The organism is Rathayibacter sp. AY1F9, from assembly GCF_002932155.1.
Lineage (GTDB): Bacteria > Actinomycetota > Actinomycetes > Actinomycetales > Microbacteriaceae > Rathayibacter.
This window is the reverse complement of sequence record NZ_PSVA01000003.1, coordinates 48389-74373: the sequence shown is the minus strand read 5'-3', so window position 1 is coordinate 74373 and position 25985 is coordinate 48389. Positions and strand designations below refer to the sequence as shown.

Genomic DNA, 25985 nt, shown 5'->3' with positions numbered 1-25985 from the left:
ACCCACTGCTAACCGGTCGGGTCCCGGAGTAATTCCCCCGGGGGTGGCCCGCGGGTGCTCTCCGGCCGGTCGCGCGATCGATCTGATGCGCGGAGCGGATGATGTGCGTCCCTGGATTCCGGAGGTGTGCGTCGGCGCTCCATCGGGCCGTGTGCGGATCACGTGCGCAGGGTGCGTCGAACCGTGACCAGCTTCTCATTCTACCGGCGTCCGCCGTTCAGCGGAACCTCCGCACCTGGGTGTCGGCCGGGCACCGGCGACGTGCCTCCAGACGCGCATGGCCATACAAGTGTCGGTGGTCCGTGATTCGGTTCCGCCATGACGAACGACGCATCGACCCCGATCCCCGCACGACTCGTGACCGCACTGATGGGCGCCGGCCTGCCGACCGGACCCGCACGGGCGTTCGGCCCTCTCGCCCGCGCGATCGCGGCCGACCTCCCGCTGCGGGCGCTCCCCCGCGTGCTCCTGCGCCTCCGGCGGCACCTGCTCTCCGCCGAGCCGGAGCCCGCGGTCAGGCGGCGGGCTGGAGCTCCTGGGCGGCGTCCCGGCGCTGGGCGCGCACGGTGAACAGCCTCGGGTTGACGTCGAGCAGCACGCGGACCGCGCCGACCCAGATGAGCGCCGAGCCGAGCAGGTGCACCGCGACGAGCGTCTCGGGCAGCGCGGTGAGCGACTGCGCGACCCCGACCAGCGCCTGCAGCACGACGACCACGAGGAAGGCGACCACGCGCCGCCGGGCGAGCTCCGAGCCCGCCGCCCGCGACAGGCGCAGGAGCAGCGCGGCGCCCACGACGAGCACCGCCGTGCCGAGCACGCCGTGGACGACGGTCACGCTCTCCCAGTGGAACTGCATGCGGGGCACCTCCGCGGAGTCGCCGGCGTGCGGGCCGGTCCCCGTCACGAGGGTCCCCACGAGGATCACGAGGAGCGTCAGGCCGACGAGCCCGATGCTGAGCGCCCGCGTCGGGCGGTCAGGCTCGAAGGCCACGGACTGCGAGCGGTGGGCGCGGTGCCACGTCAGTGCGGTGGTGGTGAGGAGGGCGATGGCGAGAACGAAGTGCCCGGCCACGATGTACGGGTTGAGGCCCGAGTGGACGGTCGCGCCGCCCGCGAGGGCGTTCGCGACGACGAGCCAGAACTGCGACCAAGCGAGCCGGGTCATGGTGCGGTCGCGCGGCTTCTGCAGGCGCGCGGCCGTGATCGCCCAGCCCACCGCGACCACGAGGACGCCGGTGAACGCGCGGTTCGTGAACTCGATGAAGCCGTGGATCCCGAGCTCGGGGGTCGAGGTGAGCGAGCCCGGCTCGCACGCCGGCCAGGTGGGGCAGCCGAGGCCAGAGCCGGTCAGCCGGACGACGCCCCCGAAGAAGATGATCAGGATGCTCGCGACGAGCGCCGCGGTGGTCCCCCAGCGCAGTGCGCGCGGACCCAGGGTCACCCGCTCGGCGAGCAAGGAGAACGGCGTCACCATCAGAAGGGGAGCAGCGGGTCGATGCCGACGGCGAGGAAGAGCAGGGTGAGGTATCCGATGGACCCGTGGAACACCCGCATCGGCGAGACGTGCTCGTGACGGATCGCGAGGCTGTAGAGGCGGTGCGTCTCGGCGATGAACCAGACTCCGCTGCCGAGCGCGACCACCGTGTAGAGCACCCCCATTCCGGCGACGGGGATCAGCAGGAGCGAGCAGGCGACGGTGGCCCAGGCGTAGAGGATGACCTGGAGCCCGACGATCGTGCGTCCGCGCACGACGGCCAGCATCGGCACGCCGGCGGCCTGGTAGTCGTCCCGGTACTTCATCGACAGCGGCCAGTAGTGCGGCGGCGTCCAGAGGAAGATGACGGAGAAGAGGATGACGGGGGCCCAGTCGAGCGAGCCGGTGACCGCCGCCCAGCCGATCAGCACCGGCATGCAGCCCGCGATGCCGCCCCACACGATGTTCTGCGGCGTCCGGCGCTTGAGGAAGAGCGTGTAGAACACGACGTAGATCAGGATCGCGGCGAGCGAGAGGCCCGCGGAGAGCCAGTTGGCCGTGAGGCCGAGCCAGACGATCGACAGGACGCCGATCGTGGTCGCGAAGACGAGCGCGGACCGGTCCGAGATCTCCCCGGTCACGAGCGGCCGGTTCTTCGTCCGGTTCATGATCCGGTCGATGTCGCGGTCGAAGTAGCAGTTGAACGCGCCCGCGGACCCGGCGCTCAGCGCGCCGCCGATCAGGACGTTGAGGACCAGCAGCAGATTGGGGATCCCGCCCTGCGCCAGGATCATCGTCGGAGCAGTCACCACGAGGAGCAGCTCGATCACGCGCGGCTTCGTCAGAGCGACGAAGGCCTTCACCTTGCGCGAGAGGGTCGTCGGCGACGCCCCGTCCCGCTCGACGGCGGTGGTCTCCACGACTGCGTCCATTGCTCCTCTAACGATTCGATGATCCCGAACGAGTGTAATGCGCCCGTCCGGGAGCCGGGCCCGGCGTGCACGCTTGTCCAATCGGACGCAGACATATGCGACCACGCAACCCCCGGTCAGCGGCGCACCCCCCTCCGTATACTCGGGACTGCTCGCCAGAGCGCCCGGCACGCACCCGAGCCCGCCCGACGATCGTCGGCACGGGGCCGAGAGGGCCGTCGCCGGAGCATCGTGTCGAAGTCGTCATGCGGCGTGCTCCACCATGCGAGAGGGCGGACGGTCCCCGTCTGCCCCACGTCTCGAGAAGGGTCAGTACCAAGTGTCAGAACTGCAATGGGAATCCATTGACGAGAAGGCAGTCGACACGGCGAGGGTTCTCGCCGCGGATGCGGTCGAGAAGGTCGGCAACGGCCATCCCGGAACCGCCATGAGCCTCGCGCCCGCCGCCTACCTCCTGTTCCAGAAGGTCATGCGCCGCGATCCGTCCGACGCGACCTGGATCGGCCGCGACCGGTTCATCCTGTCGGTCGGCCACTCCTCGCTGACCCAGTACGTCCAGTTCTACCTGGGCGGCTACGGACTCGAGCTCGACGACCTCAAGGCGCTGCGCACCTGGGGCTCGAAGACCCCGGGCCACCCGGAGTACGGCCACACCGACGGCGTCGAGATCACCACCGGGCCGCTCGGCCAGGGCCTCGCCTCCGCGGTAGGCTTCGCCTACGCCTCGCGCTTCGAGCGCGAGCTGTTCGACCCGGAGGCCGCCGCGGGCACCTCCCCGTTCGACCACTTCGTCTACGTGATCGCCGGCGACGGCGACCTGCAGGAGGGCGTCACCAGCGAGGCCTCCTCGCTGGCCGGCCACCAGAAGCTCGGCAACCTGGTCGTCATCTACGACTCCAACCAGATCTCGATCGAGGACGACACCAACATCGCCTTCACCGAGGACGTCAAGGCGCGCTACGAGGCCTACGACTGGCAGGTCCAGGTCGTCGACTGGAAGAAGACCGGCGAGTACCACGAGGACGTCGCCGAGCTGCACGCCGCGATCGAGGCCGCGAAGGGCGAGACCGACAAGCCGTCGCTCATCATCCTGCGCACCATCATCGGCTGGCCGTCGCCGAAGAAGCAGAACACCGGCAAGATCCACGGCTCCGCCCTGGGCGCCGACGAGCTCCGCGGACTCAAGGAGGTGCTCGGCTTCGACCCCGAGAAGACCTTCGACGTCGCCGACGAGGTCATCGAGCACACCCGCAAGGCCGTCGAGCGCGGCCAGGCCCAGCACGCCGAGTGGGACGAGCAGCTCGCCGCCTGGGCGTCCGCGAACCCCGAGAAGAAGGAGCTGCTCGACCGGGTCCTCTCGGGCGAGCTGCCCGAGGGCGTCCAGGAGGCGCTCCCCGTCTTCGAGCCCGGCAAGGAGGTCTCGACCCGCGCCGCGTCCGGCAAGGTCATCAACGCCCTCGCCGGAGTGATCCCCGAGCTGTGGGGCGGCTCCGCCGACCTCGCCGAGTCGAACAACACGACGATCGAGGGAGCCGGCTCCTTCGTCCCGACGGAGTTCTCGACCCACGAGTGGACCGGGAAGAAGGGCGGCCGCGTGCTGCACTTCGGCATCCGCGAGCACGCCATGGGCGCGATCCTCAACGGGATCGTCCTGCACGGCAACACCCGCCCCTTCGGCGGCACCTTCCTGATCTTCTCCGACTACATGCGCCCGGCGGTCCGTCTCGCCGCGCTCATGAAGGCGCCGGCCATCTACGTCTGGACCCACGACTCCGTGGCGCTCGGCGAGGACGGCCCGACGCACCAGCCGGTCGAGCAGCTGTCGACCCTCCGCGCGATCCCGGGCCTGGACGTCGTCCGCCCCGGCGACGCGAACGAGGTCGCCTACGCCTGGAAGACCATCCTCGAGCGCCGCGAGGGCCCCGCCGGCCTCGCGCTCACCCGTCAGAACATCCCGGTGTTCGAGCGCGGCGAGGGCGACGCGGAGGGCGAGACCTTCGCCTCCGCCGCGAACGTCGCCCGCGGTGCCTACATCCTGGCCGAGGCGCCGGGCGGCACCCCGGACGTGATCTTCATCGCGACCGGCTCCGAGGTCCAGATCGCCGTCGAGGCGCGCGAGGCCCTGAGGAGCGAGGGCGTCAACGCCCGCGTCGTCTCGGCTCCGTCCCTCGAGTGGTTCGAGGAGCAGGACGCCGAGTACCGCGAGAAGGTCCTGCCCTCCTCGGTGAAGGCGCGCGTCTCGATCGAGGCCGGCCTGAGCCTGGGCTGGCAGAAGTACGTCGGCGACGCCGGCCGCTCCGTCTCGATCGAGCACTTCGGCGCCTCGGCCGACTACAAGACCCTGTTCCGCGAGTTCGGGATCACCACCGAGGCGGCACTGTCCGCCGCCAAGGAGTCGCTCGCAGCCTCCTGACCCGAAGGCCGCGTCCACCACGGACGCGGCCTTCGCCGTCGGAGCAGCGGCTCCCCCTCACACCACGCACCACCTACGCAGAAGAAGAAGAGACATGACCGAGAACACCCCCACCGCAGAGCTCTCCGCCGCCGGCGTCAGCATCTGGCTCGACGACCTCTCCCGCTCGCGCATCTCCACCGGAGGGCTGCAGAAGCTCATCGAGGAGAAGAACGTCGTCGGAGTCACCACGAACCCCACGATCTTCGCCGCGGCCCTGACCAACGGCGAGTCCTACGACGCCCAGGTGCGCGAGCTCGCCTCCGCCGGCACCTCGGTGACCGACGCCGTCTTCGAGATCACCACCGACGACGTCGCCGCGGCGTCCGACATCTTCCGCCCGATCTACGACGCGACCAACGGCTACGACGGCCGCGTGTCGATCGAGGTCGAGCCCGGCCTGGCGCACGACGCCCAGGGCACCATCGAGCAGGCCAAGGCCCTCTGGGCCAAGGTCGACCGCCCCAACGCGATGATCAAGATCCCCGCGACCGTCGAGGGCCTCGAGGCCATCACGGAGGTCATCGGCTCCGGCATCTCGGTGAACGTCACCCTGATCTTCTCGCTCGCCCGCTACCGCGCCGTCATCAACGCGTACCTGGCCGGCCTCGAGAAGGCCAAGGACGCCGGCATCGACCTGTCGACCATCCACTCCGTCGCCTCGTTCTTCGTCTCGCGCGTCGACACCGAGATCGACAAGCGCCTCGAGGCCGTCGGCACCGACGAGGCCCGCGCCCTCAAGAGCAAGTCCGGCGTCGCCAACGCGCAGCTGGCCTACGAGGTCTTCGTCGAGGCGTTCGCCACCGAGCGCGCCCTGCTGCTCCAGGAGTCCGGCGCCAACCGCCAGCGCCCCCTCTGGGCCTCGACCGGCGTCAAGTCGACCGACCTCCCCGACACCCTCTACGTGACTGAGCTCGTCGCGGCCGGCGTGGTCAACACGATGCCCGAGAAGACCCTCGAGGCGACCTTCGACCACGGCGTCATCACCGGCGACACCGTCACGGGCTCGTACGCCGACGCGAACGCCGTCCTCGACGCCGTCGCGGCGCAGGGCGTCTCGTACGCCGACGTCACCGAGCTGCTCGAGAAGGAGGGCGTGGAGAAGTTCATCGTCTCCTGGAACGAGCTGCTCGACACCGTCACCGCGGCGCTCGAGGGCGCGAAGGCGCAGGCCTGATCATGGCCATCCAGATCCACGTCAGCGGAGACGCCGAGAAGGCCGTCGACCGCGTCGTCCCGGAGCTCGTCGCCGACGAGGTCGCCTCCGGCATCACCGCCCAGGTCCCCACCCTGTGGGGCGCCGCGGCGGAGGAGGAGGCGGCCAAGCGCCTCGGGTGGACCGAGTCGACCACCGTCTCCCGCCCCCTGATCCCCCAGATCCTCGCCCTGCGCGAGGAGTTCCAGGCCAAGGGCGTCGACCACATCGTCCTCGGCGGCATGGGCGGCTCCTCGCTCGCGCCCGAGGTCATCACCCGCACCGCCGGCGTCGAGCTCACCGTGCTCGACTCGACGGCGCCCGGCCAGGTGCTCGCGGCCCTGAACGACCGGCTCGCGTCGACCGCGGTCGTCATCTCCTCGAAGTCCGGCTCGACCGTCGAGACCGCGAGCCAGAAGAAGGCCTACGAGAAGGCGTTCACGGAGGCGGGCATCGATCCGCTCGACCGCATCGTCATCGTGACCGACCCGGGCTCGCCCCTGGACACCTCCTCCCGCGAGGCCGGCTACCGCGTGTTCAACGCCGACCCGAACATCGGCGGGCGCTTCTCGGCGCTCTCCGCGTTCGGCCTCGTGCCGTCCGGGCTCGCCGGCGCCGACATCGAGGCCCTCCTCGACGAGGCGGCCGAGGCCTCCCTCGGGCTCGCCGTGGACTCCCCCGAGAACCCGGGCCTGATCCTCGGAGCGGCGATCGCCGCGACCAGCCCGCGCCGCGACAAGCTCGCGATCGTCGCCGACGGGACCGACATCGTCGGCTTCGCCGACTGGGCGGAGCAGCTCATCGCCGAGTCCACCGGCAAGGACGGCACGGGCATCCTCCCCGTCGTCCTCGGCACGCTGGCCCCCGAGCTCTCGGAGGACCTGCCCGACGTGCAGGTCGTCCGCCTGGTCGAGGACGCCACGGCGCTGCACCTGTTCCCGCGCGACCGCCACGAGGGCGAGATCCTCCTCTCCGGCTCGCTCGGCGCTCAGATGCTCACGTGGGAGTACGCCGTCGCCGTCGCGGGTCGCCTCCTGGGCATCAACCCGTTCGACCAGCCCGACGTCGAGTCGGCGAAGGTCGCGACCCGGGCCCTGCTCGAGAAGCGCCCCGAGCCCGAGGCGCCCGCGTTCACCGACGCGGGCATCGAGGTCACCGGCAGCAGCAGCGTCACCGAGGGCGTCTCGACCGTCGCCGCCGCTGTCGACCGCCTCCTCGCGCAGCTGGGCGACGGCGGCTACGTCTCGATCCAGGCGTACGTCGACCGCCTCGCGCTCCCGCAGCTCGAGGGCGTGCGCGACCTCCTCGCCGCGCAGGCCCAGCGCCCCGTCACCTTCGGGTGGGGCCCGCGCTTCCTGCACTCGACCGGGCAGTACCACAAGGGCGGGGCGCCGACCGGCGTGTTCCTCCAGATCACCGAGCGCTCCGACGTGGACCTCGAGATCCCGGACAGCCCGTTCACCTTCGGCCAGCTCATCCTGGCGCAGGCCGCCGGCGACGCGAGCGTGCTCGCCGAGCACGGCCGGCCGGTGCTGACCCTCACGCTGACCGACCCCGAGGCCGACCTCGAGGCGCTCTTCGAGGCCCTCAACACCTGATCCGACGGGCACGCCGCCGCTGCGCTCTCGAGCGCGCGGCGGCGTGCCCGCGGTCGTCCCGCGACCACTTCCCGGGGCAGCAGCCGGGCCCGCCCGCTCCTCCCCCTCTCTCACCGATAGCAGTGCGCCGGTCCCACCGGCACACAGAAGGACACTGCACATGTCTGTGGACATCACCCCCGAGTTCAATCCGCTGAGGTTGAGCTTCGACCGCCGGTTGAACCGGATCGCCGGGCCCAGCGGCCTCGTCATCTTCGGCGTGACCGGCGACCTCTCCCGCAAGAAGCTCATGCCCGCGGTCTACGATCTCGCCAACCGCGGCCTCCTGCCTCCCGGCTTCGCCCTCGTCGGATTCGCCCGGCGCGACTGGGACGACCAGGACTTCGAGCAGGTCGTCCACGACTCCGTGAAGAAGCACGCCCGCACCGAGTTCCACGAGGAGGTCTGGGCGCAGCTTGCGCAGGGCATCAGGTTCGTGCAGGGCGAGTTCGACGACCCCGAGGCGTTCGCCCGCCTGAAGACGACCGTCGACGACCTCGACCGCGAGCGCGGCACGAACGGCAACTTCGCCTTCTACCTCTCGATCCCCCCGAAGTCCTTCCCGCAGGTCACCGAGCAGCTGCGCAGCTCCGGCCTCGCCGAGCAGAAGGACGGCCAGTGGCGCCGCGTCGTCATCGAGAAGCCGTTCGGCAGCGACCTGAAGACGGCTCGCGAGCTGAACGACGTCGTCGAGTCGGTCTTCCCGCCCGACTCCGTCTTCCGGATCGACCACTACCTCGGCAAGGAGACGGTCCAGAACATCCTGGCCCTCCGCTTCGCCAACATGATGTACGAGCCGCTCTGGAACTCGAACTACGTCGACCACGTGCAGATCACCATGGCCGAGGACATCGGCGTGGGCGGGCGCGCGGGCTACTACGACGGCATCGGAGCGGCGCGCGACGTCATCCAGAACCACCTGCTGCAGCTGCTCGCCCTGACCGCCATGGAGGAGCCGATCTCGTTCGACGCGGCCGACCTCCGTGCGGAGAAGGAGAAGGTCCTCGCGGCCGTCCGCCTCCCCGCCGACCTCTCCACCGCGACCGCCCGCGGGCAGTACGCCGGCGGCTGGCAGGGCGGCGAGAAGGTGCTCGGCTTCCTCGAGGAGGACGGCATGAGCCCCACCTCGACCACCGAGACCTATGCCGCCATGCGCCTGGACATCGGCACCCGACGCTGGGCCGGCGTGCCGTTCTACCTGCGGGCCGGCAAGCGCCTCGGCCGCCGCGTCACCGAGATCGCGGTCGTGTTCAAGCGGGCACCGAAGCAGCTCTTCGCCGAGAGCCAGACCACGTCGCTGGGCCAGAACGCGCTCGTCATCCGGGTCCAGCCCGACGAGGGCGTCACCATGCGCTTCGGCTCGAAGGTGCCCGGCGCCGGCATGCAGGTGCGCGACGTGACGATGGACTTCGGCTACGGCCACGCGTTCACCGAGGCGAGTCCCGAGGCCTACGAGCGTCTCATCCTCGACGTCCTCCTGGGCGAGCCGCCGCTCTTCCCCCGGCACGAGGAGGTCGAGCTGTCCTGGAAGATCCTCGACCCGATCGAGGAGTTCTGGGCCACGCAGGGCCAGCCCGAGCAGTACCGCCCCGGAACCTGGGGCCCCGATTCCGCCGACGAGCTCCTCGCCCGCGACGGCCGCACCTGGAGGCGTCCATGATCGTCGATCTGCCCGACACCACGACGAGCGAGGTCTCGAAGACCCTCGTCAAGATCCGCGAGGAGGGCGGCGCCGTCGCCCTCGGCCGCGTCCTCACCCTCATCATCGCGACCTCCCGGGGTCACGAGGAGGAGGCCATCGAAGCCGCGAACGACGCGTCCCGCGAGCACCCGATGCGCGTCATCGTGGTCTCGAAAGACGACGGCACCACCACGGTCCCGGTCGACGCGACGGCGCGGGTCGACGCGCAGATCCGGGTCGGAGGCGACGCCGGCGCGAGCGAGGTCGTCGTGCTCCGTCCCTACGGGGACGCGGCCGAGGACGAGGAGAGCCTGGTCACGGGCCTGCTCCTCCCCGACGCCCCCGTCGTGGCCTGGTGGCCGAACAGCGCTCCGGACAACGCCTCCGCGTCCCCGATCGGCCGGATCGCCACCCGGCGGATCACCGACGCGTCGGCCCAGTCGAACCCGGCGGAGGCGCTGCACCACCTCGCCTCCACCTATGCCCCCGGCGACACCGACTTCGCCTGGACCCGCCTCACCCTCTGGCGCGCGCAGCTCGCAGCAGTGCTCGACCAGCCGCCCTACGAGCCGATCACGGCCGTCGAGGTCTCGGGCGCGCCCGACTCCCCCTCGACGATCCTGCTCGCCGCCTGGCTGCAGCTCGAGCTCGACATCCCCGTCGACCACGAGCTCACGATCAGCGCCACCGGGTCCAGCGGGATCCACGGCGTGCGGCTCATCCGCGACTCCGGAGTGATCGAGCTCGAGCGCTCGGTGCCCAACGTCGCGACGCTCACGCAGCCCGATCAGCCGGTCCACGACATCTCGCTCCCCCGCCGCAGCCTCCGGGACTGCCTGGCGGAGGAGCTGCGCCGGCTCGACCCGGATGACCTGTACGGTGAAGTGATCTCGCGCGGGGTCGACATGCTCACTGAGAAGGCCGAGGCCCGCAGCGCCTCCTGAGGCGTGGGCGCCCGTCCAGGGCGCCCACGCCTCAGAGCTTCCCGACACGGAGCCGAACCCCGCCGATCGGCACCCGAACCCGAAGGAGTCCCCTGAGATGACCACCGAACGCCGCGTGCTGGTCCACCGCGACAAGCAGACCCTCGCCGGCTCGGTCGCCGCCCGGTTCCTCACCAAGACGATCGACGTCCTCGACGACCTGGGTTCGGCGAACGTCGTGCTCACCGGAGGGACGATGGGAGCCGCCACGCTCAAGGAGATCGGCTCCTCCTCCGCCGCCGGCAACGTGGACTGGTCGCGCGTGCACTTCTGGTGGGGCGATGAGCGCTGGGTGCCCCGCGGCCACGAGGACCGCAACGACGTCCAGGCGGGGGACCTCTTCAGCGTCCTCGACGTGCCGGCGGCGAACGTGCACTCTTACCCGGCCTCGGACGAGGGTCTGGACCTCGACGGCGCCGCCGCTGCCTACGACGCGGAGCTGCGCGAGCACGCCTCCGAGGGGCGCGACTACCCGCGCTTCGACATCACCTTCCTCGGTGTCGGGCCGGACGGGCACATCGCGTCGCTGTTCCCCGAGCGCTCCGCGATCCGCTCCACGACTCCCGGCGTCCTCGCCGTCCGCAACTCGCCGAAGCCGCCGCCGGAGCGCCTCACCCTCACGCTGCCGCTGATCAACCAGTCGGACCGCATCTGGATGGTGCTCGCCGGCGCCGACAAGGCCTCGGCCCTGGGCCTCGCGCTCGCGGGTGCCAGCACGAACGAGGTGCCCGCGTCGGGCGCGTTCGGTCGCAAGCGCACGGTGTTCTTTGTCGACCAGGAGGCTGCGGCCGAGGTCCCCGAGTCGCTCATCGCTCCGAGCTACTGAGGCCGGTCCGGAAACGACGGAAGGCCCGTCCCCTGAGGGGGCGGGCCTTCCGTCGTTCGTCGTGCGGTGAGGATCAGGACGGGGTCGCGGTGCCTCGTCGGGCGCGCAGCTGCTGCAGCGCCTCCTCGAGGAGCTGAGCCGCCTCGGCCTCGGTGCGGCGCTCCTTCACGTAGGCGAGGTGCGTCTTGTAGGGCTCGGTCTTCGCGACCTGGGGCGGGTTCGCCCGGTCGCGGCCCGCGGGGAGACCGGACTGCGGGGAGTCGATCACCTCGGGTATCTCGTCCTCGGGGAGGGCCGCCGAGAAGTGGCGCACCGTCTCATTGCCGAGAGCGTCCCAGTAGGAGACCGCGACGCGCTCCGCGTGGAAGCCCCGGTCCTGCTCGCCCATGGGTCCTGCGCCGACGCGCGAACCGCGGATTGCACTGCCGCCTGATGCCATTGCGAGTACCCCTATGCTCCGGTGGTGAACTTGGTGATGAGTCCGAGCACCACGATGCAGGCCAGCCAGACGACGCCCAGGATCACGGTGATGCGGTTGAGGTTGCGCTCGGCGACGCCCGACGCGCCGAGGTTGGAGGTGACTCCGCCCCCGAACATGTCGGACAGACCGCCGCCGCGCCCCTTGTGGAGCAGGATCAGCATGGTGAGCAGGAGGCTCGTGATGCCCAGGATGACCTGGAGCACGACCTGGAGGATGTCCACGCGGTACCTTTCGAAGTTCTGGCGCGTTGCGCGCCCCGACGAGTATAACGGCGCCTGCGAATCCGCGAGGAATGCGTCGTCCCGTGTTCGGGGCGATGTATACGAGTGTCCGTCGAGGGGCGGAGCGGGTGGCCTCGTCGCGGTGCCCTCGACAACCTCTTCAGTCGCCGGACCGCGAGCCTGTGATCCACGTACCAGCGGACCGATCGAGCCGAACGCGCCACTCTCTCGGAGAGCACCCCGCGACGAGCCGACAGCACCGCACCGGCCAACGCGCGAAGCCGGTGTGGGATCTCCGAGGCGAACCGGCGATCCGCGTCCCAGCGGATCTCCGTAGCCGAACGCATCCCGCTCTCGGAACCCCGCCCCGTCGCGAAGCCGACCCCGCCACGCCGCGCGGGGAGCGGCGTGGACGACGAAAGGGCGGGCCCGATGGGCCCGCCCTCTCGTCGCAGCAGCTCAGACCCCGACGTGGTTCCGGAATCGCGCGATCGCCGCGAACTCGTCGACCTGGAGGCTGGCGCCTCCGACGAGTGCTCCGTCGACGTCGGGCTCGCGCATGAAGCCGGCGATGTTGCCGGACTTCACGGAGCCGCCGTAGAGGATGCGGGTCTTCGCGGCGGTGTCGGCGCCGAGGACGTCGGCGACGACTCCGCGGAGCGCCTTGCAGACCTGCTGGGCCTGCTCGGGTGTCGCGGCCTGTCCGGAGCCGATGGCCCAGACCGGCTCGTAGGCGACGACGAGGTCGGCGTCCGCGGGGAGGCCGGTGAGGGCCTCCTTCAGCTGGGCGACCGGCACAGCCGACGGGCCGTGCTTCTCGAGGTCCTCCGCGGTCTCGCCGACGCAGATGATCGGAGCGACGCCGTGATTGACGGCCGCGGCCGACTTGGCGGCGATGTCCGCGTCCGTCTCGCCGTGGAGCGTGCGACGCTCCGAGTGGCCGACGATCACGTAGTCGCAGTCGAGCTGCTTCAGGAACTGGCCCGAGATCTCACCGGTGTAGGCGCCGCTGTCGAACTTCGAGACGTCCTGCGCGCCGTACTTGAGCGGCAGCTTGTCCGAGTCGACGAGGATCTGCACGGGCCGGAGGTCCGTGAAGGGCGGGAACACCGCGACCTCGACACCGTCGAAGTCGTGGTCGGCGTCCTTGAGGCTCCACGCCAGCTTCTGCACGAAGGCGATGGCCTGGAGGTGGTCCAGGTTCATCTTCCAGTTGCCGGCGATGAGCGGGGTGCGGGCGGCGGTGTCTACCATCCGAGGACCTCCAGTCCGGGGAGGCGCTTGCCCTCGAGGAATTCGAGGCTCGCTCCGCCTCCCGTCGAGATGTGGCCGAACTGGTCGTCGCGGAACCCGAGGGCGCGGACGGCCGCGGCGGAGTCGCCTCCGCCGACGACGCTGAGACCGTCGACCTCGGTGAGCGCCTGCGCGACGGTCTTGGTGCCCGCCGCGAACGGCTCGAGCTCGAAGACGCCCATGGGGCCGTTCCAAAACACCGTCCTGGACGCCGCGATGATCTCGGCGAAGTGCGCGGCGGTGTCCGGTCCGATGTCCAGGCCGAGGCCCTTCTCACCGAAGGGCGTGCCCTCGATCGCGTCGGCCGAGGCGACCTGGTGATCGGCGTCGGGGCCGAACTCCGACGCCACGACGACGTCCGTCGGCAGGACGATCTCCACACCCAGCTCCTTCGCCTTCGCGAGGTAGCCGAGCACGGTGTCGACCTGGTCCGCCTCCAGCAGGCTGGCGCCGACCTCGTGGCCCTGGGCCTTGAGGAAGGTGAACAGCATTCCGCCGCCGATGAGGATCGAGTCGACCTTCGGCAGCAGGTGCTCGATCACGCCGAGCTTGTCCGAGACCTTCGAGCCGCCGAGGACGACCGCGTAGGGGCGCTCGGGCTTCTCGGTGAGCCGCTCCAGCACCTCGAGCTCGGCCGCGATCAGCGTGCCGGCGGCGCTGGGGAGAAGCTCGGCGAGCTCGTAGACGCTCGCCTGCTTGCGGTGCACGACGCCGAACCCGTCGGAGACGAAGGCGTCGCCGTAGGCGGCCAGCTTCTCGGCGAAGGTGCGGCGCTCGGCTTCGTCCTTGCTCGTCTCGCCGGCGTTGAACCGGAGGTTCTCGAGGACGACGACCTGGCCGTCCTCGAGGGCGTCGACGGCGGCCGAGGCCGCCTCCCCGACGGTGTCCTCGGCGAAGGCCACCGGAGCGTCGAGCAGCTCGCCGAGGCGGGCGGCGACGGGAGCGAGGCTGTACTTCGCCTCGGGCTTCCCCTCGGGGCGCCCGAGGTGGCTCACGGCCACGACTCGGGCGCCCTCGGAGACCAGACGCTGGAGCGTGGGCACCGACGCGCGCACGCGGCCGTCGTCCGTGATCGTTCCGTCCTTCAGGGGGACGTTCAGATCGCAGCGGACGACGACGCGCTTGCCTGCGAGGGAGCCCAGTGAGTCCAGAGTGCGGAGCGTCACTGCGCGCAGCCCTTAGAGCTTGCCGGCGACGAACTCGGTGACGTCGACGAGGCGGTTGGAGTAGCCCCACTCGTTGTCGTACCAGGAGGCGACCTTGACCTGGCTGCCGATGACCTTCGTGAGGCCCGCGTCGAAGATCGACGAGTGCGGGTCGGTCACGATGTCGCTCGAGACGATCGGGTCCTCGGTGTACTTGAGGATGCCCTTGAGGTCTCCCTCGGAGGCCGCCTTGTACGCCGCGTTGATCTCCTCGACGGTGGCGGGCTTGGTCAGCTCGACGGTCAGGTCGGTGATCGAGCCGGTCGGGACCGGGACGCGGAGGGCGTAGCCGTCGAGCTTGCCGACGAGCTCCGGGATGACCAGGCCGAGCGCCTTGGCGGCACCGGTCGAGGTCGGGATGATGTTGACGGCGGCAGCGCGGGCGCGACGCAGGTCGCTGTGCGGGCCGTCCTGGAGGTTCTGGTCGGCGGTGTACGCGTGGACCGTGGTCATCAGGCCGCGCTCGATGCCGAAGTTGTCGAGCAGCACCTTGGCGAGCGGCGCGAGGCAGTTCGTGGTGCAGGACGCGTTCGAGATGATGTCGTGCGTCGCGGGGTCGTAGGTGTTCTCGTTCACGCCGAGGACCAGGGTCGCGACGTCGCTGCCGGTGGCGGGAGCGGAGACGATGACCTTCTTGGCACCCGCGGTGATGTGCTTGCGCGCGTCCTCCGACTTGGTGAAGCGGCCGGTCGACTCGATGACGACGTCGACTCCCAGCTCGCCCCAGGGGAGGTTCGCGGGGTCGCGCTCCTCGAGGACGACGATCGGCTTGCCGTTGACGACGATGCGGTCGCCGTCGAGCTCGACGGTCGCGTCGAGGCGTCCCGTGATGGAGTCGTACTTCAGGAGGTGCGCGAGGGCCTTGTTGTCGGTGAGGTCGTTGACCGCGACGATCTCGAGGTCGCTGCCCTTGGCGAGGGCTGCACGGAAGAAGTTACGGCCGATACGGCCGAAGCCGTTGATGCCGATCTTGACGGACACAGATATCTCCTGGTGAGGAAAGGCACCTCGACGGTGCAGTGGAGGGGTGGAAGCCGACGACAGGGCGTCCCGGACGCGGGGCCCGGGACGCCGAGATCGCTACGACAGTAGCAGCAGGCCCGAAGTCTTCTCGCGGGCCTTCTCGAAGCGCGCGGAGACGTCGGCCCAGTTCACGATGTTCCAGAACGCCTTGACGTAGTCGGCCTTCACGTTGACGTAGTCGAGGTAGAAGGCGTGCTCCCACATGTCGAGGAGGAGGACCGGGACGGTCGCCGCGGCGAGGTTGCCCTGGTGGTCGTAGAGCTGCTCGATGATGAGCTTCTCGCCGAGAGAGTCCCAGGCGAGGATCGACCAGCCGGAGCCCTGGATGCCGAGGGCCGAGGCGGTGAAGTGGGCGCGGAACTTGTCGAACGACCCGAAGTTGTCGTCGATGGCCGCGGCGAGCTCGCCGACGGGCTTGTCGCCGCCGTCCGGCGAGAGGTTGTTCCAGAACACGGTGTGGTTCACGTGACCGGCGAGGTTGAAGGCGAGGTCCTTCTGGAGCTTGTTCACGTTCGCGAGGTTCTCGCTGTCGCGAGCCTCCTGCAGCGAGGCGAGGGCGGTGTTCGCCCCGGCCACGTACGTCGCGTGGTGCTTGTCGTGGTGGAGCTCCATGATCCGCCCACTGATGTTCGGCTCGAGGGCCGAGTAGTCGTAGGGCAGTTCGGCGAGCGTGTAGTCAGCCATGTGCGATCTCCTGTTCGTGGTCGTCGCTCCCGTGCGACCCGCCGGCGTCTCGGCGTCCTCCGCGAGGCGGAGGAGGAGGGCCGGGAGTGTCCTGAGCGACCCGATCAGTCTAGCGAGGGGGCCCCTCCGCGTTCGGAGGGCTTGCGTTGTTCGACCAGGAGACACTCAGCGTTCGCCGGGCGGGGCGCGCCGTGCGGCCGGGCCTACAGGTCCTGCAGCTCGGCCGGGAGGTTCGCGTCGGTGCCCGGGATGTCGAGGTCGGACGCGCGCTTGTCGGCCATCGCGAGGAGGCGGCGGATGCGGCCGGCGACGGCGTCCTTCGTCATCGGCGGATCGGCGTGGTGGCCGAGCTCGTCGAGGCTCGCGTCGCGGTGCGCGAGGCGCAGGCGCCCGGCGTAGCGGAGGTGCTCGGGGATGTCGTCGCCCAGGATCTCCATCGCGCGCTCGACGCGGGCGCACGCCGCGACGGCGGCCTGGGCGGAGCGGCGGAGGTTCGCGTCGTCGAAGTTGACGAGGCGGTTCGCGGTCGCCCGCACCTCGCGGCGCTGGCGCAGCTCCTCCCAGCTCGCGACGGTCGCGGTCGCGCCCATCAGGGTGAGCATCGCGCTGATGCTCTCGCCGTCGCGGATGACGACCCGGTGGACGCCGCGCACCTCGCGGGACTTGGCCTGGACTCCCAGGCGTCCGGCGGCTCCGACGATCGCCATGGCCGCCTCGTTGCCGGGGCAGATGATCTCGAGCGCCGCGGAGCGGCCCGGGTCGGTCAGCGAGCCCTGGGCGAGGAAGGCGCCGCGCCACAGGGCGGCGAGCTCCTCGCGGGAGCCGGTCGTCAGGCGGTTGGGCAGGCCGCGGACGGGCCGGCCCCGCTGGTCGAGGAGGCCGGTCTGCCGGGCGAGGGTGTCCCCGCCCTCGACGACGCGCACCAGCCAGCTCGTGGTCCTCCGGGATCCGCCGGCCGAGACGATGCTGCCCTCGCTGCGGACGCCGTACAGCTCGGCGAGGTCGCGGCGCACGCGGGTCGCGAGCGGGGCGGAATCGAGCTCGACCTCGACCGCGAGGCGGTTGGAGATGATGTGCAGTCCTCCGGAGAAGCGGAGGATGGTCGCCAGTTCGGCGGCACGGACGGTGTTCTTGCGCGAGACGATCGCGACCAGTTCGCCCTTGACGTCTGCGGTGAGGGCCACGGAGTCTTCCTTACGTCGGGTGCGCGGCTGAGCGCGCGGGGATCATTCTCGGCCGAGGTCGCGGTGCGCCACGTTGACGGCGACGCCCGGCAGCTCGGCCAGACGGGCCGCGACACGGCCCGCGACCGCGACGGAGCGGTGCTTGCCTCCCGTGCAGCCGATCGCGATGGTCGCGTGGCGCTTGTTCTCGCGCTGGTAGCCGTCGAGCACGGGGCGCAGGGCCCGGGAGTAGGAGTCGATGAACTCCTCGGCGCCCTGCTGGGCCAGCACGTAGTCTCTCACCTCTTCGTCGAGACCCGTGTGCGGACGCAGCTCCGGGATCCAGTACGGGTTCGGCAGGAACCGCGCGTCGGCCACCATGTCGGCGTCCGTCGGCAGCCCGTACTTGAAGCCGAAGCTCATCACCGTGACCTGGAGGCCCGCGCGGCCGGCCTCGGCGAAGCGCTCGGTGATGCTGGTGGCCAGCTGGTGGATGTTGAGGTCCGAGGTATCGATGACGATGTCGGCCGACTCCCGCAGCTGAGCGAGGCGCGTCCGCTCGGCGGAGATGCCGTCGAGGAGGGTCCCCCGGCCCTGCAGCGGGTGCGGACGGCGCACCTGCTCGAAGCGGCGGACGAGCGCGGCGTCGGTGGCCTCGAGGAACACCACTCGGAGGTCGACCCCGGCGCGCAGCTCGCGGACGATGTCGCCGAGGTCCTCGAAGAAGTCGCGTCCGCGGACGTCGACGACCGCCGCGATCTTCGGCAGCGTGTCCCCTGCACGCTGCGCCAGGTCGACCAGCGGGCGCAGCATCTGCGGCGGCAGGTTGTCGACGACGTACCAGCCGAGGTCCTCCAGCGCGTTCGCGGCCGTGGACCGGCCCGCTCCGGACATCCCCGTGACGATCAGCACGTCCTGCTGCTCGCTCTCCGTGCTCATGCGCTCTCCGTGCTCGTGTCTGCTCGTGTCCTCGGTGCCGGGCACCGGCCGCTCTCCCCCGGAGCGCGGGCCTCCAGCCTAAGGCGTGCCCCCGACGGCGGACCCGTCCGGATGCAGGTGCGCGTGGATCGCGCCCGCCAGCGTCGGGCCGATGCCCTTGACCTCGGCGATCTCGGCCTCGCCCGCCTCGCGGAGCCGGGCGACGGATCCGAAGTGCTTCAGCAGGTCGCGGACTCGCGTGCCTCCGAGCCCGGGCACCTCGGCCAGCTGCGACGAGATGTCGCGCTTGCGACGCGTCCTCTGGTGGGTGATCGCGAAGCGGTGCGCCTCGTCGCGGATGCGCTGGAAGAGGAAGAGCGCATCGCTGTTGCGCGGCAGGATGACGGGGAAGTCGGAGTCCGGCAGCCAGATCTCCTCGAGGCGCTTGGCGATCCCGCAGAGGGTGATGCCGGTCACCCCGGACTCGTCGAGCGCGCGCTGCGCGGCTGCGACCTGCGGCTGGCCGCCGTCGACGATCAGCAGCTGCGGGGGGTACGAGAACTTGCGCCGCTTGGCCTCGCCGGTCTCGGGGTCGACCGCCGCGGGCTCGACCGGCTCGCGGAGGTACGCGAGGCGGCGGGTGAGCACCTGGTGCAGCGACTCGGTGTCGTCCGTCGACTCCGCGATGGAGAACCGCCGGTACTGGTCCTTCCGCGCGAGCCCGTCCTCGAAGACCACCATCGAGGCGACGATGTTGGTGCCGCTGAGGTGGGAGACGTCGTAGCACTCCATCCGGAGCGGCGCCTCGCTCATGCCGAGGGCGTCGCGGATGTCCTCCAGGGCCTGCGTCCGAGCGGTGAAGTCGGCGGAGCGGCGGGTCTTGTAGAGCATCAGCGAGTGCTTCGCGTTCTGCGTCGCCGTCTCGAGGAGAGCGGCCTTGTCTCCGCGCTGGGCCGCTCGGAGGCGCACGTTCGTGCCGCGCAGTCCGCTCAGCCACTCCTCGAGCGCCTCGGTGTCCTCGGGCAGCTCCGGCACGACGACCTCCCGGGGCGGGACGTCGCCGGTCTCGTAGGCGGCCTGGAGGGCCGTGTCGACGAGCTCCGCCGTGCTCATGTCGAGCTCCTTGTCGACGACCCAGCCCCGCTCGCCGCGGATGCGCCCGCCGCGGACCCGGAACTGCTGCACGGAGGCGGCGAGCTCGTCGTGGACGATCGCGTAGAGGTCGACGTCCACGTTGTCCTTGAGCACGACCGCGCTCTTGGCGAGGACCGCGTCGAGGGCGGCGGCCTGATCGCGCAGCTTCCCGGCGCGCTCGTACTCCATCGCGGCGGCGGCCTCGCGCATCTCCTTCTCGAGCTCGCCGATCATCCGGCGGTCGTGGCTGCCCATGAAGGCGACGAAGCGGTCGACCATCTCGCGGTGCTCGGCGAAGGTGACGCGGTGGGAGCAGGGCCCGCCGCAGCGGCCGATCTGCGACGCGAAGCAGGGCTTGCCGCTCTGCATGGCGCGCTTGTAGTTGGAGTCGTTGCAGGTCCTGATCGGGAACGCCTTGATCATCAGGTCGATCGTCTCGTGGATCGCCCAGATCTTGGGGTAGGGCCCGAAGTAGCGGGCCTTCCTGATCTTGGCGTTCCGCGTGACCATCACCCGCGGGGCCTCGTCGCCGAGCGTCACCGCCATGTAGGGGTAGGACTTGTCGTCGCGGAACTTGACGTTGAAGGGGGGATCGAACTCGTTGATCCAGGTGAACTCGAGCTGCAGGGCCTCGACGTCGGTGCCGACAACGGTCCACTCGACGCCGGAGGCCGAGGTGACCATCCGCCGGGTGCGCTCGTGCAGGCTCGGCAGCGGGGCGAAGTAGTTGCTCAGCCGCGCGCGGAGGTTCTTGGCCTTGCCCACGTAGAGCACCCGCCCCCGGGCGTCCGTGAAGCGGTACACGCCCGGGAGGGTCGGGATCTCACCCGGCTTCGGCCGGAAGTCGACTGTCTGCGCCATGCCTCTCGCTCGCGTCAGCCGAGGATCTCGGCGAGGAACATGCCGGTGTGGCTGCCCTCGACCTTCGCCACGTGCTCGGGGGTGCCCACCGCGACCACCTGTCCGCCGCCGGCGCCGCCCTCGGGACCCATGTCGATCAGCCAGTCGGCGGACTTGATGACGTCGAGGTTGTGCTCGATGGTGATCACCGTGTTGCCCTTGTCGACCAGGCCGTTGAGGACGAGGAGGAGCTTGCGGACGTCCTCGAAGTGCAGGCCCGTCGTCGGCTCGTCGAGCACGTAGACGCTGCGGCCGTTGGAGCGGCGCTGGAGCTCGGTGGCCAGCTTGACGCGCTGCGCCTCGCCGCCGGAGAGCGTGGTCGCGCTCTGGCCGAGGCGGACGTAGCCGAGGCCCACCTCCACCAGCGTGCGGAGGAAGCGGTGGATCGCCGTGATGGGCTCGAAGAAGTCGGCCGCCTCGGCGATCGGCATGTCGAGCACCTCGGCGATGTTCTTGCCCTTGTAGTGCACGGTCAGGGTGTCGCGGTTGTAGCGCGCTCCCCCGCAGACCTCGCACGCCACGTAGACGTCGGGCAGGAAGTTCATCTCGATCTTGATGGTGCCGTCGCCCGAGCAGGCCTCGCAGCGGCCGCCCTTGACGTTGAAGCTGAAGCGTCCGGGCAGGTACCCCCGCGCCTTCGCCTCGGTGGTCTCGGCGAAGAGGTTGCGGATGCGGTCGAACACGCCCGTGTAGGTGGCGGGGTTCGAGCGCGGCGTGCGGCCGATCGGGTTCTGGTCGACGTGCACGACCTTGTCGAGGTTCTCGAGGCCGGTGACGCGCGTGTGCTTGCCCGGCACCTTGCGGGCGCCGTTGAGCTGGTTGGCGAGCACGCGGTAGAGGATGTCGTTCACGAGGGTGCTCTTGCCGGAGCCGGAGACCCCGGTGACCGCGACGAACGTGCCGAGCGGGAACTCCGCGTCGACCTTGCGGAGGTTGTTGGCGTTCGCCCCGACGACCTTGATCATCCGCTTGCGGTCGATCTTCCGCCGCTTCTTCGGGACCTCGATCGCCTTGCGGCCCGAGACGTAGTCGCCGGTCAGCGAGTGGGTGTTCTCGAGCAGCGACTCGTAGGAGCCGGAGTGCACGACCCTGCCGCCGTTGACCCCGGCGCCCGGGCCGATGTCGACGATCCAGTCGGCGGTGCGGATGGTGTCCTCGTCGTGCTCGACCACGATCAGCGTGTTGCCCAGGTCGCGCAGCTTGATGAGGGTGTCGATCAGGCGGCGGTTGTCGCGCTGGTGCAGGCCGATGCTCGGCTCGTCGAGCACGTAGAGCACGCCGGTCAGCCCGGAGCCGATCTGGGTCGCCAGGCGGATGCGCTGCGCCTCGCCGCCCGACAGGGAGGCGGCGGCGCGCGAGAGGTTGAGGTAGTTGAGCCCGACTTCGATGAGGAAGTCGATGCGCGCGCGGATCTCGCGCAGCACCTGCGCGGCGATGTGCGCCTCGCGGTCGGTCAGCTCGAGCCGGCTCATGAAGTCCTGGGCGTCGCCGAGGCTGAGGTCGGCCACGTCCGCGATGCTCGCCCCGTGCACGAGCACGGCGAGCACCTCCGGCTTCAGGCGGGAGCCCTTGCACACGGGACAGGGCACCTCGCGGAGGAACTCGGACCAGCGGGTGCGCTGGACGTCGGTCTCGGCCTGGACGAACTGGCGCTCGATGTAGGGCACGACGCCCTCGAAGCCCGAGGTGTAGCTCATCTCGCGGCCGTAGCGGTTCTTCCACTTGACCTTGACCTCGAAGTTGTCGCCGTGGAGGACGGCCTGCTGCACCTCGGTGCTGAGGCGCTTCCACGGGGTGGTGAGCGTGAAGCCGAGGTCGCGGGAGAGGCCGTCGAGCAGCTTCTCGTAGTACTGGAACAGGCCCTTGCCCTGGGTGGTCCAGGGGATGATGACGCCCTCGGCGATGCTCAGGTCGGGGTCGCCGAGCAGCAGCTCGTCGTCGACCGACATGCGCGTGCCGAGGCCCGAGCACTCCGGGCAGGCGCCGAAGGGCGCGTTGAAGGAGAAGGTCCGCGGCTCGATCTCGGTCAGCGAGATCGGGTGGTTGTTGGGGCAGGACAGCTTTTCGGAGTAGGTGGTCCAGGCGCCGTCGCCCTCGCCGTCGACGTAGTTGATCTGCACGATGCCGTCGGTGAGCCGCAGGGCCGTCTCGAGCGAGTCGGTGAGGCGCCCGAGGATGTCGGGGCCGGCCACGAGCCGGTCGACCACGACGGAGATGTCGTGCTTGTACTGCTTCTTGAGCACCGGCGGCTCGCTCAGCTGGACGAGCTTCCCGTCCACCATGGCGCGGGAGTAGCCGCCCGCGGTCAGCTCCTTGAAGAGGTCGACGAACTCGCCCTTCTTCTGCGAGACGACGGGGCTGAGGATCTGGTAGCGGGTACCGGTCTCGAGCTCCATCAGCTGGTCGGCGATCTGCTGCACGGTCTGCGCGGAGATCCGCTCGCTGCAGATGGGGCAGTGCGGGACGCCGATGCGCGCCCACAGCAGACGCATGTAGTCGAAGATCTCGGTGATCGTGCCGACGGTGGAGCGCGGGTTGCGGTTCGTCGACTTCTGGTCGATCGAGACCGCGGGGCTGAGGCCCTCGATGAAGTCGACGTCCGGCCGGTCCACCTGCCCGAGGAACTGGCGGGCGTACGCGGAGAGGGACTCGACGTAGCGCCGCTGGCCCTCCGCGAAGATCGTGTCGAAGGCCAGGGAGGACTTGCCCGAGCCCGAGAGACCGGTGAACACCACCATCGAGTCGCGCGGGATCTCGAGGTCGACGTTCTGCAGGTTGTGCACCCGCGCGCCGCTCACCACCAGCTTCGAGGACGACTCGTCGAGCGAGGAGACGAAGCGGTGGAAGGAGGGAGAGGGGGTGGAGGAGGGGTCCGTAACGGCGTTCAGGATCGACACTCCGAAAGTGTATGCGGAGCCACCGACATCGCCCGTGGCGTTCGCTGGGCGCTGATCCGCGGGCCCCTCCCCTTGCGGATCAGCGCCCCCGATCAGGACAGGTGCCCGGCCTTCTCCATCTGGCGGAGCTCGCGCTTGAGCTCCTGGACCTCGTCCCGCAGCCGGGCCGCGAGCTCGAACTTGAGCTCGCCCGCCGCCTGGAGCATCTGCCCGTTGAGGTCGGAGATGATCGCCTCGAGGTCGTTGCCGCCGTTCGCGGCGAGACCCTGACGGCGCAGGTTCGGCGTCGGGCTCTTCTTCTTGGCGTCGCGCCCGGCGAGCAGCTTGGCGGTGTCGGCCCCCTCGCGGGCGAGGGCGTCGGTGATGTCGGCGATCTTCTTCCGCAGCGGCGTCGGGTCGATGCCGTGGTCGAGGTTGTAGGCGACCTGCTTCTCGCGTCGGCGGTCGGTCTCGTCGATCGCGAGCCGCATCGAGTCCGTCACCTTGTCGGCGTACATGTGGACCTCGCCCGAGACGTTGCGCGCCGCACGGCCGATCGTCTGGATGAGCGACGTGGACGAGCGGAGGAAGCCCTCCTTGTCGGCGTCGAGGATCGCCACGAGCGAGACCTCGGGCAGATCGAGCCCCTCGCGCAGCAGGTTGATGCCGACCAGGACGTCGTAGACGCCCGCCCGCAGCTCCGAGAGGAGCTCGACGCGCCGCAGGGTGTCGACGTCGGAGTGCAGGTAGCGGACCCGGACGCCGGCCTCCGTGAGGAAGTCGGTGAGCTCCTCGGCCATGCGCTTCGTCAGCGTCGTGACGAGCACGCGCTCGTCGCGCTCGGTGCGGCGCTTGATCTCCTCGAGCAGGTCGTCGATCTGGCCCTTCGTCGGCTTGACGACGATCTCGGGATCGATCAGGCCGGTCGGGCGGATGATCTGCTCGACTATGCCGTCGGCGATGCCCATCTCGTAGCGGCCCGGGGTCGCCGAGAGGTAGACGGTCTGACCGACGCGCGACTTGAACTCCTCCCACTTCAGGGGCCGGTTGTCCATCGCCGAGGGCAGGCGGAAGCCGTGCTCGACCAGCGTGCGCTTGCGGGACGCGTCGCCCTCGTACATCGCACCGATCTGCGGCACCGTCACGTGCGACTCGTCGATCACGACGAGGAAGTCGTCCGGGAAGTAGTCGAGCAGGCAGTGCGGGGCCTCGCCCGACTCGCGGCCGTCGATGTGGCGGGAGTAGTTCTCGATGCCGGAGCAGAATCCGATCTGCTGCATCATCTCGAGATCGAAGGTCGTGCGCATCCGCAGGCGCTGCGCCTCGAGGAGCTTGTTCTGCTTCTCGAGGTCGGCCAGGCGCACCTCAAGCTCCTGCTGGATGGTGTCGATCGCACGGTGCATGACGTCCTGGCTGGCGACGTAGTGCGAGCCGGGGAAGACCGACACGGAGTCGAGCTTCCGGACGATGTCGCCGGTGAGCGGGTGGAGCGTGTAGAGCGCCTCGATCTCGTCGCCGAACATCTCGATCCGGATCGCGAGCTCCTCGTACATCGGGATGATCTCGATCGTGTCGCCCCGCACCCGGAAGGTGCCGCGGGCGAAGTCGACGTCGTTGCGCGCGTACTGCATCGACACGAACTTGCGGATGAGGCGGTCCCGGTCGACCCGCTGGCCGACCTGGAGCGCCACCATCGCCTCGAGGTACTGCTCGGGCTGGCCGAGGCCGTAGATGCAGGAGACGGTCGACACCACGATCACGTCGCGGCGGCTCAGGAGCGAGTTCGTGGTGGAGTGGCGCAGCCGCTCGACCTCGGCGTTGACCGAGCTGTCCTTCTCGATGAAGGTGTCGGTCTGCGGGACGTAGGCCTCGGGCTGGTAGTAGTCGTAGTACGAGACGAAGTACTCGACGGCGTTATTGGGGAACAGCTCGCGGAACTCGTTGGCGAGCTGCGCGGCGAGGGTCTTGTTGTGCGCGAGCACGAGCGTGGGACGCTGCACGGCCTCGACGAGCCAGGCCGTGGTCGCGGACTTGCCGGTCCCGGTGGCGCCCAGCAGGACGACATCGGTCTCGCCGGCGTTGATGCGGGCGCTCAGATCGGCGATCGCGCCGGGCTGGTCACCGCTCGGCTTGTACTCGCTGATGACCTCGAACGGGTGCACGGCACGGGTTGGCTCCATGGTTCGAAGCGTAGCCGCGACCACCGACACCGGACGGCGCGTGCGCTGGCGGCGAACGGGGGTGCGCTCTCCGGCCGGGCCGCTCGGCCACGAGGGCGGGTGTCCGGGACGGACCGTCAGCGGGCGAGACGCTCCCACAGCGCGTCGGTCCGAGCGAGCGTCTCCTCCAGCGTGCCGGAGGAGTCGATCACGACGTCGGCGAGGGCGAGGCGCTCCTCGTCGCTCGCCTGCGACGAGACCCGCGCACGAGCCTCCTCCTCGGTCAGTCCCCGGAGGGCGACGAGACGCTCGATGCGGAGGTGCTGCGGCGCGTGCACGACGACCACCTCGTCGAACTCCCCCGCTCCACGGCCCTCGGCGAGGAGGGGGACGTCGTAGACGACCACCGCGGCCGGGTCCGCCTCGGCGGCCTCCGCGAACAGCCGCTGCGAACGGAGGGTCACCGCCGGATGGGTGATCGCATTGAGGTCGGCGCGGGCCGCCGCGTCCGAGAAGACGATCGCGCCGAGCGCCGGGCGGTCGAGCGCGCCGTCCGCGCGGATCACGGACGGGCCGAAGCGCTCGGCGATCGCCGCCAGCGCCGGCTCCCCCGGCTCGACGACCTCGCGCGCGAGGACGTCGGCGTCGACCACCACCGCTCCGTGCTCGGCGAGACGGCGGGCGACGGTGGACTTGCCCGAGGCGATGCCTCCGGTGAGGGCGACGAGATGCACCCGGCCACCCTACC

20 protein-coding genes are annotated in these 25985 nt (G+C 70.3%); 6 read left to right on the top strand and 14 right to left on the bottom strand.

The window, feature by feature from the left end; all coding sequences use genetic code 11:
• Positions 1–514: 514 nt before the first annotated feature.
• Both C5C37_RS03465 and C5C37_RS03460 read right to left on the bottom strand, forming a co-directional pair.
• On the bottom strand, positions 515–1474 hold the full coding sequence (locus tag C5C37_RS03465) for a heme A synthase (RefSeq protein WP_104246804.1): 960 nt from the start codon (positions 1472–1474) through the stop codon (positions 515–517).
• Positions 1474–2406, bottom strand: coding sequence for a heme o synthase (locus C5C37_RS03460; protein ID WP_104232635.1), 933 nt, complete (start codon positions 2404–2406; stop codon positions 1474–1476). The genes C5C37_RS03465 and C5C37_RS03460 overlap by 1 nt, the downstream gene beginning before the upstream one ends.
• A gap of 319 nt (positions 2407–2725) precedes the next feature.
• On the opposite strand from C5C37_RS03460, the gene tkt reads away from it, so the two are divergent.
• The 6 genes from tkt (at position 2726) to pgl (ending at position 11180) form a co-directional block, all read left to right on the top strand.
• On the top strand, positions 2726–4819 hold the full coding sequence (tkt, locus tag C5C37_RS03455) for a transketolase (protein ID WP_104225291.1): 2094 nt from the start codon (positions 2726–2728) through the stop codon (positions 4817–4819).
• 94 nt (positions 4820–4913) lie between these two features.
• Positions 4914–6035, top strand: a complete 1122-nt coding sequence (gene tal, locus C5C37_RS03450) for a transaldolase (RefSeq protein WP_104221924.1) — start codon at positions 4914–4916, stop codon at positions 6033–6035.
• A 2-nt stretch (positions 6036–6037) separates the two neighbouring features.
• On the top strand, positions 6038–7651 hold the full coding sequence (locus C5C37_RS03445; RefSeq protein WP_104221922.1) for a glucose-6-phosphate isomerase: 1614 nt from the start codon (positions 6038–6040) through the stop codon (positions 7649–7651).
• A 160-nt stretch (positions 7652–7811) separates the two neighbouring features.
• Positions 7812–9350, top strand: a complete 1539-nt coding sequence (gene zwf, locus C5C37_RS03440) for a glucose-6-phosphate dehydrogenase (protein WP_104246802.1) — start codon at positions 7812–7814, stop codon at positions 9348–9350.
• Positions 9347–10315 (top strand): glucose-6-phosphate dehydrogenase assembly protein OpcA, encoded by a 969-nt coding sequence (locus C5C37_RS03435; protein ID WP_104232638.1) that lies wholly within the window; start codon positions 9347–9349, stop codon positions 10313–10315. The genes zwf and C5C37_RS03435 overlap by 4 nt, the downstream gene beginning before the upstream one ends.
• Positions 10316–10412: 97 nt before the next feature.
• Positions 10413–11180 (top strand): 6-phosphogluconolactonase, encoded by a 768-nt coding sequence (gene pgl, locus C5C37_RS03430; protein WP_104221917.1) that lies wholly within the window; start codon positions 10413–10415, stop codon positions 11178–11180.
• Positions 11181–11253: 73 nt separating this feature from the next.
• On the opposite strand, the gene C5C37_RS03425 is transcribed toward pgl, so the two are convergent.
• From C5C37_RS03425 to coaE, 12 genes are all read right to left on the bottom strand, one after another.
• Positions 11254–11619, bottom strand: a complete 366-nt coding sequence (locus tag C5C37_RS03425; protein ID WP_055791968.1) for an RNA polymerase-binding protein RbpA — start codon at positions 11617–11619, stop codon at positions 11254–11256.
• An 11-nt stretch (positions 11620–11630) separates the two neighbouring features.
• Positions 11631–11882, bottom strand: a complete 252-nt coding sequence (secG, locus tag C5C37_RS03420; protein ID WP_104221915.1) for a preprotein translocase subunit SecG — start codon at positions 11880–11882, stop codon at positions 11631–11633.
• Positions 11883–12341: 459 nt separating this feature from the next.
• Positions 12342–13136: a triose-phosphate isomerase gene (gene tpiA, locus C5C37_RS03415; RefSeq protein WP_104221913.1), complete on the bottom strand. Its 795-nt coding sequence runs from the start codon at positions 13134–13136 to the stop codon at positions 12342–12344.
• Positions 13130–14341, bottom strand: coding sequence for a phosphoglycerate kinase (locus C5C37_RS03410; RefSeq protein WP_104338478.1), 1212 nt, complete (start codon positions 14339–14341; stop codon positions 13130–13132). The genes tpiA and C5C37_RS03410 overlap by 7 nt, the downstream gene beginning before the upstream one ends.
• Positions 14342–14353: 12 nt before the next feature.
• Positions 14354–15361 carry a type I glyceraldehyde-3-phosphate dehydrogenase gene (gene gap, locus C5C37_RS03405; protein ID WP_104338477.1) on the bottom strand — a complete coding sequence of 336 codons (1008 nt, stop codon included), beginning with the start codon at positions 15359–15361 and terminating at the stop codon, positions 14354–14356.
• 99 nt (positions 15362–15460) lie between these two features.
• The gene (locus C5C37_RS03400) at positions 15461–16087 is read right to left on the bottom strand and encodes a superoxide dismutase (RefSeq protein WP_104221907.1); all 627 of its coding nucleotides are present in this window, start codon (positions 16085–16087) and stop codon (positions 15461–15463) included.
• Between the two features lie 203 nt (positions 16088–16290).
• Positions 16291–17271, bottom strand: coding sequence for a DNA-binding protein WhiA (gene whiA / locus C5C37_RS03395; RefSeq protein WP_104221905.1), 981 nt, complete (start codon positions 17269–17271; stop codon positions 16291–16293).
• A gap of 42 nt (positions 17272–17313) precedes the next feature.
• Positions 17314–18189 (bottom strand): RNase adapter RapZ, encoded by an 876-nt coding sequence (gene rapZ, locus C5C37_RS03390; RefSeq protein ID WP_097166020.1) that lies wholly within the window; start codon positions 18187–18189, stop codon positions 17314–17316.
• A 78-nt stretch (positions 18190–18267) separates the two neighbouring features.
• Positions 18268–20163: an excinuclease ABC subunit UvrC gene (uvrC, locus tag C5C37_RS03385; RefSeq protein WP_104268633.1), complete on the bottom strand. Its 1896-nt coding sequence runs from the start codon at positions 20161–20163 to the stop codon at positions 18268–18270.
• Between the two features lie 14 nt (positions 20164–20177).
• The gene (gene uvrA / locus C5C37_RS03380; RefSeq protein WP_258072358.1) at positions 20178–23003 is read right to left on the bottom strand and encodes an excinuclease ABC subunit UvrA; all 2826 of its coding nucleotides are present in this window, start codon (positions 23001–23003) and stop codon (positions 20178–20180) included.
• 188 nt (positions 23004–23191) lie between these two features.
• On the bottom strand, positions 23192–25258 hold the full coding sequence (gene uvrB / locus C5C37_RS03375; RefSeq protein WP_104221901.1) for an excinuclease ABC subunit UvrB: 2067 nt from the start codon (positions 25256–25258) through the stop codon (positions 23192–23194).
• 116 nt (positions 25259–25374) lie between these two features.
• Positions 25375–25971, bottom strand: coding sequence for a dephospho-CoA kinase (coaE, locus tag C5C37_RS03370; RefSeq protein ID WP_104221899.1), 597 nt, complete (start codon positions 25969–25971; stop codon positions 25375–25377).
• Positions 25972–25985 lie beyond the last annotated feature (14 nt).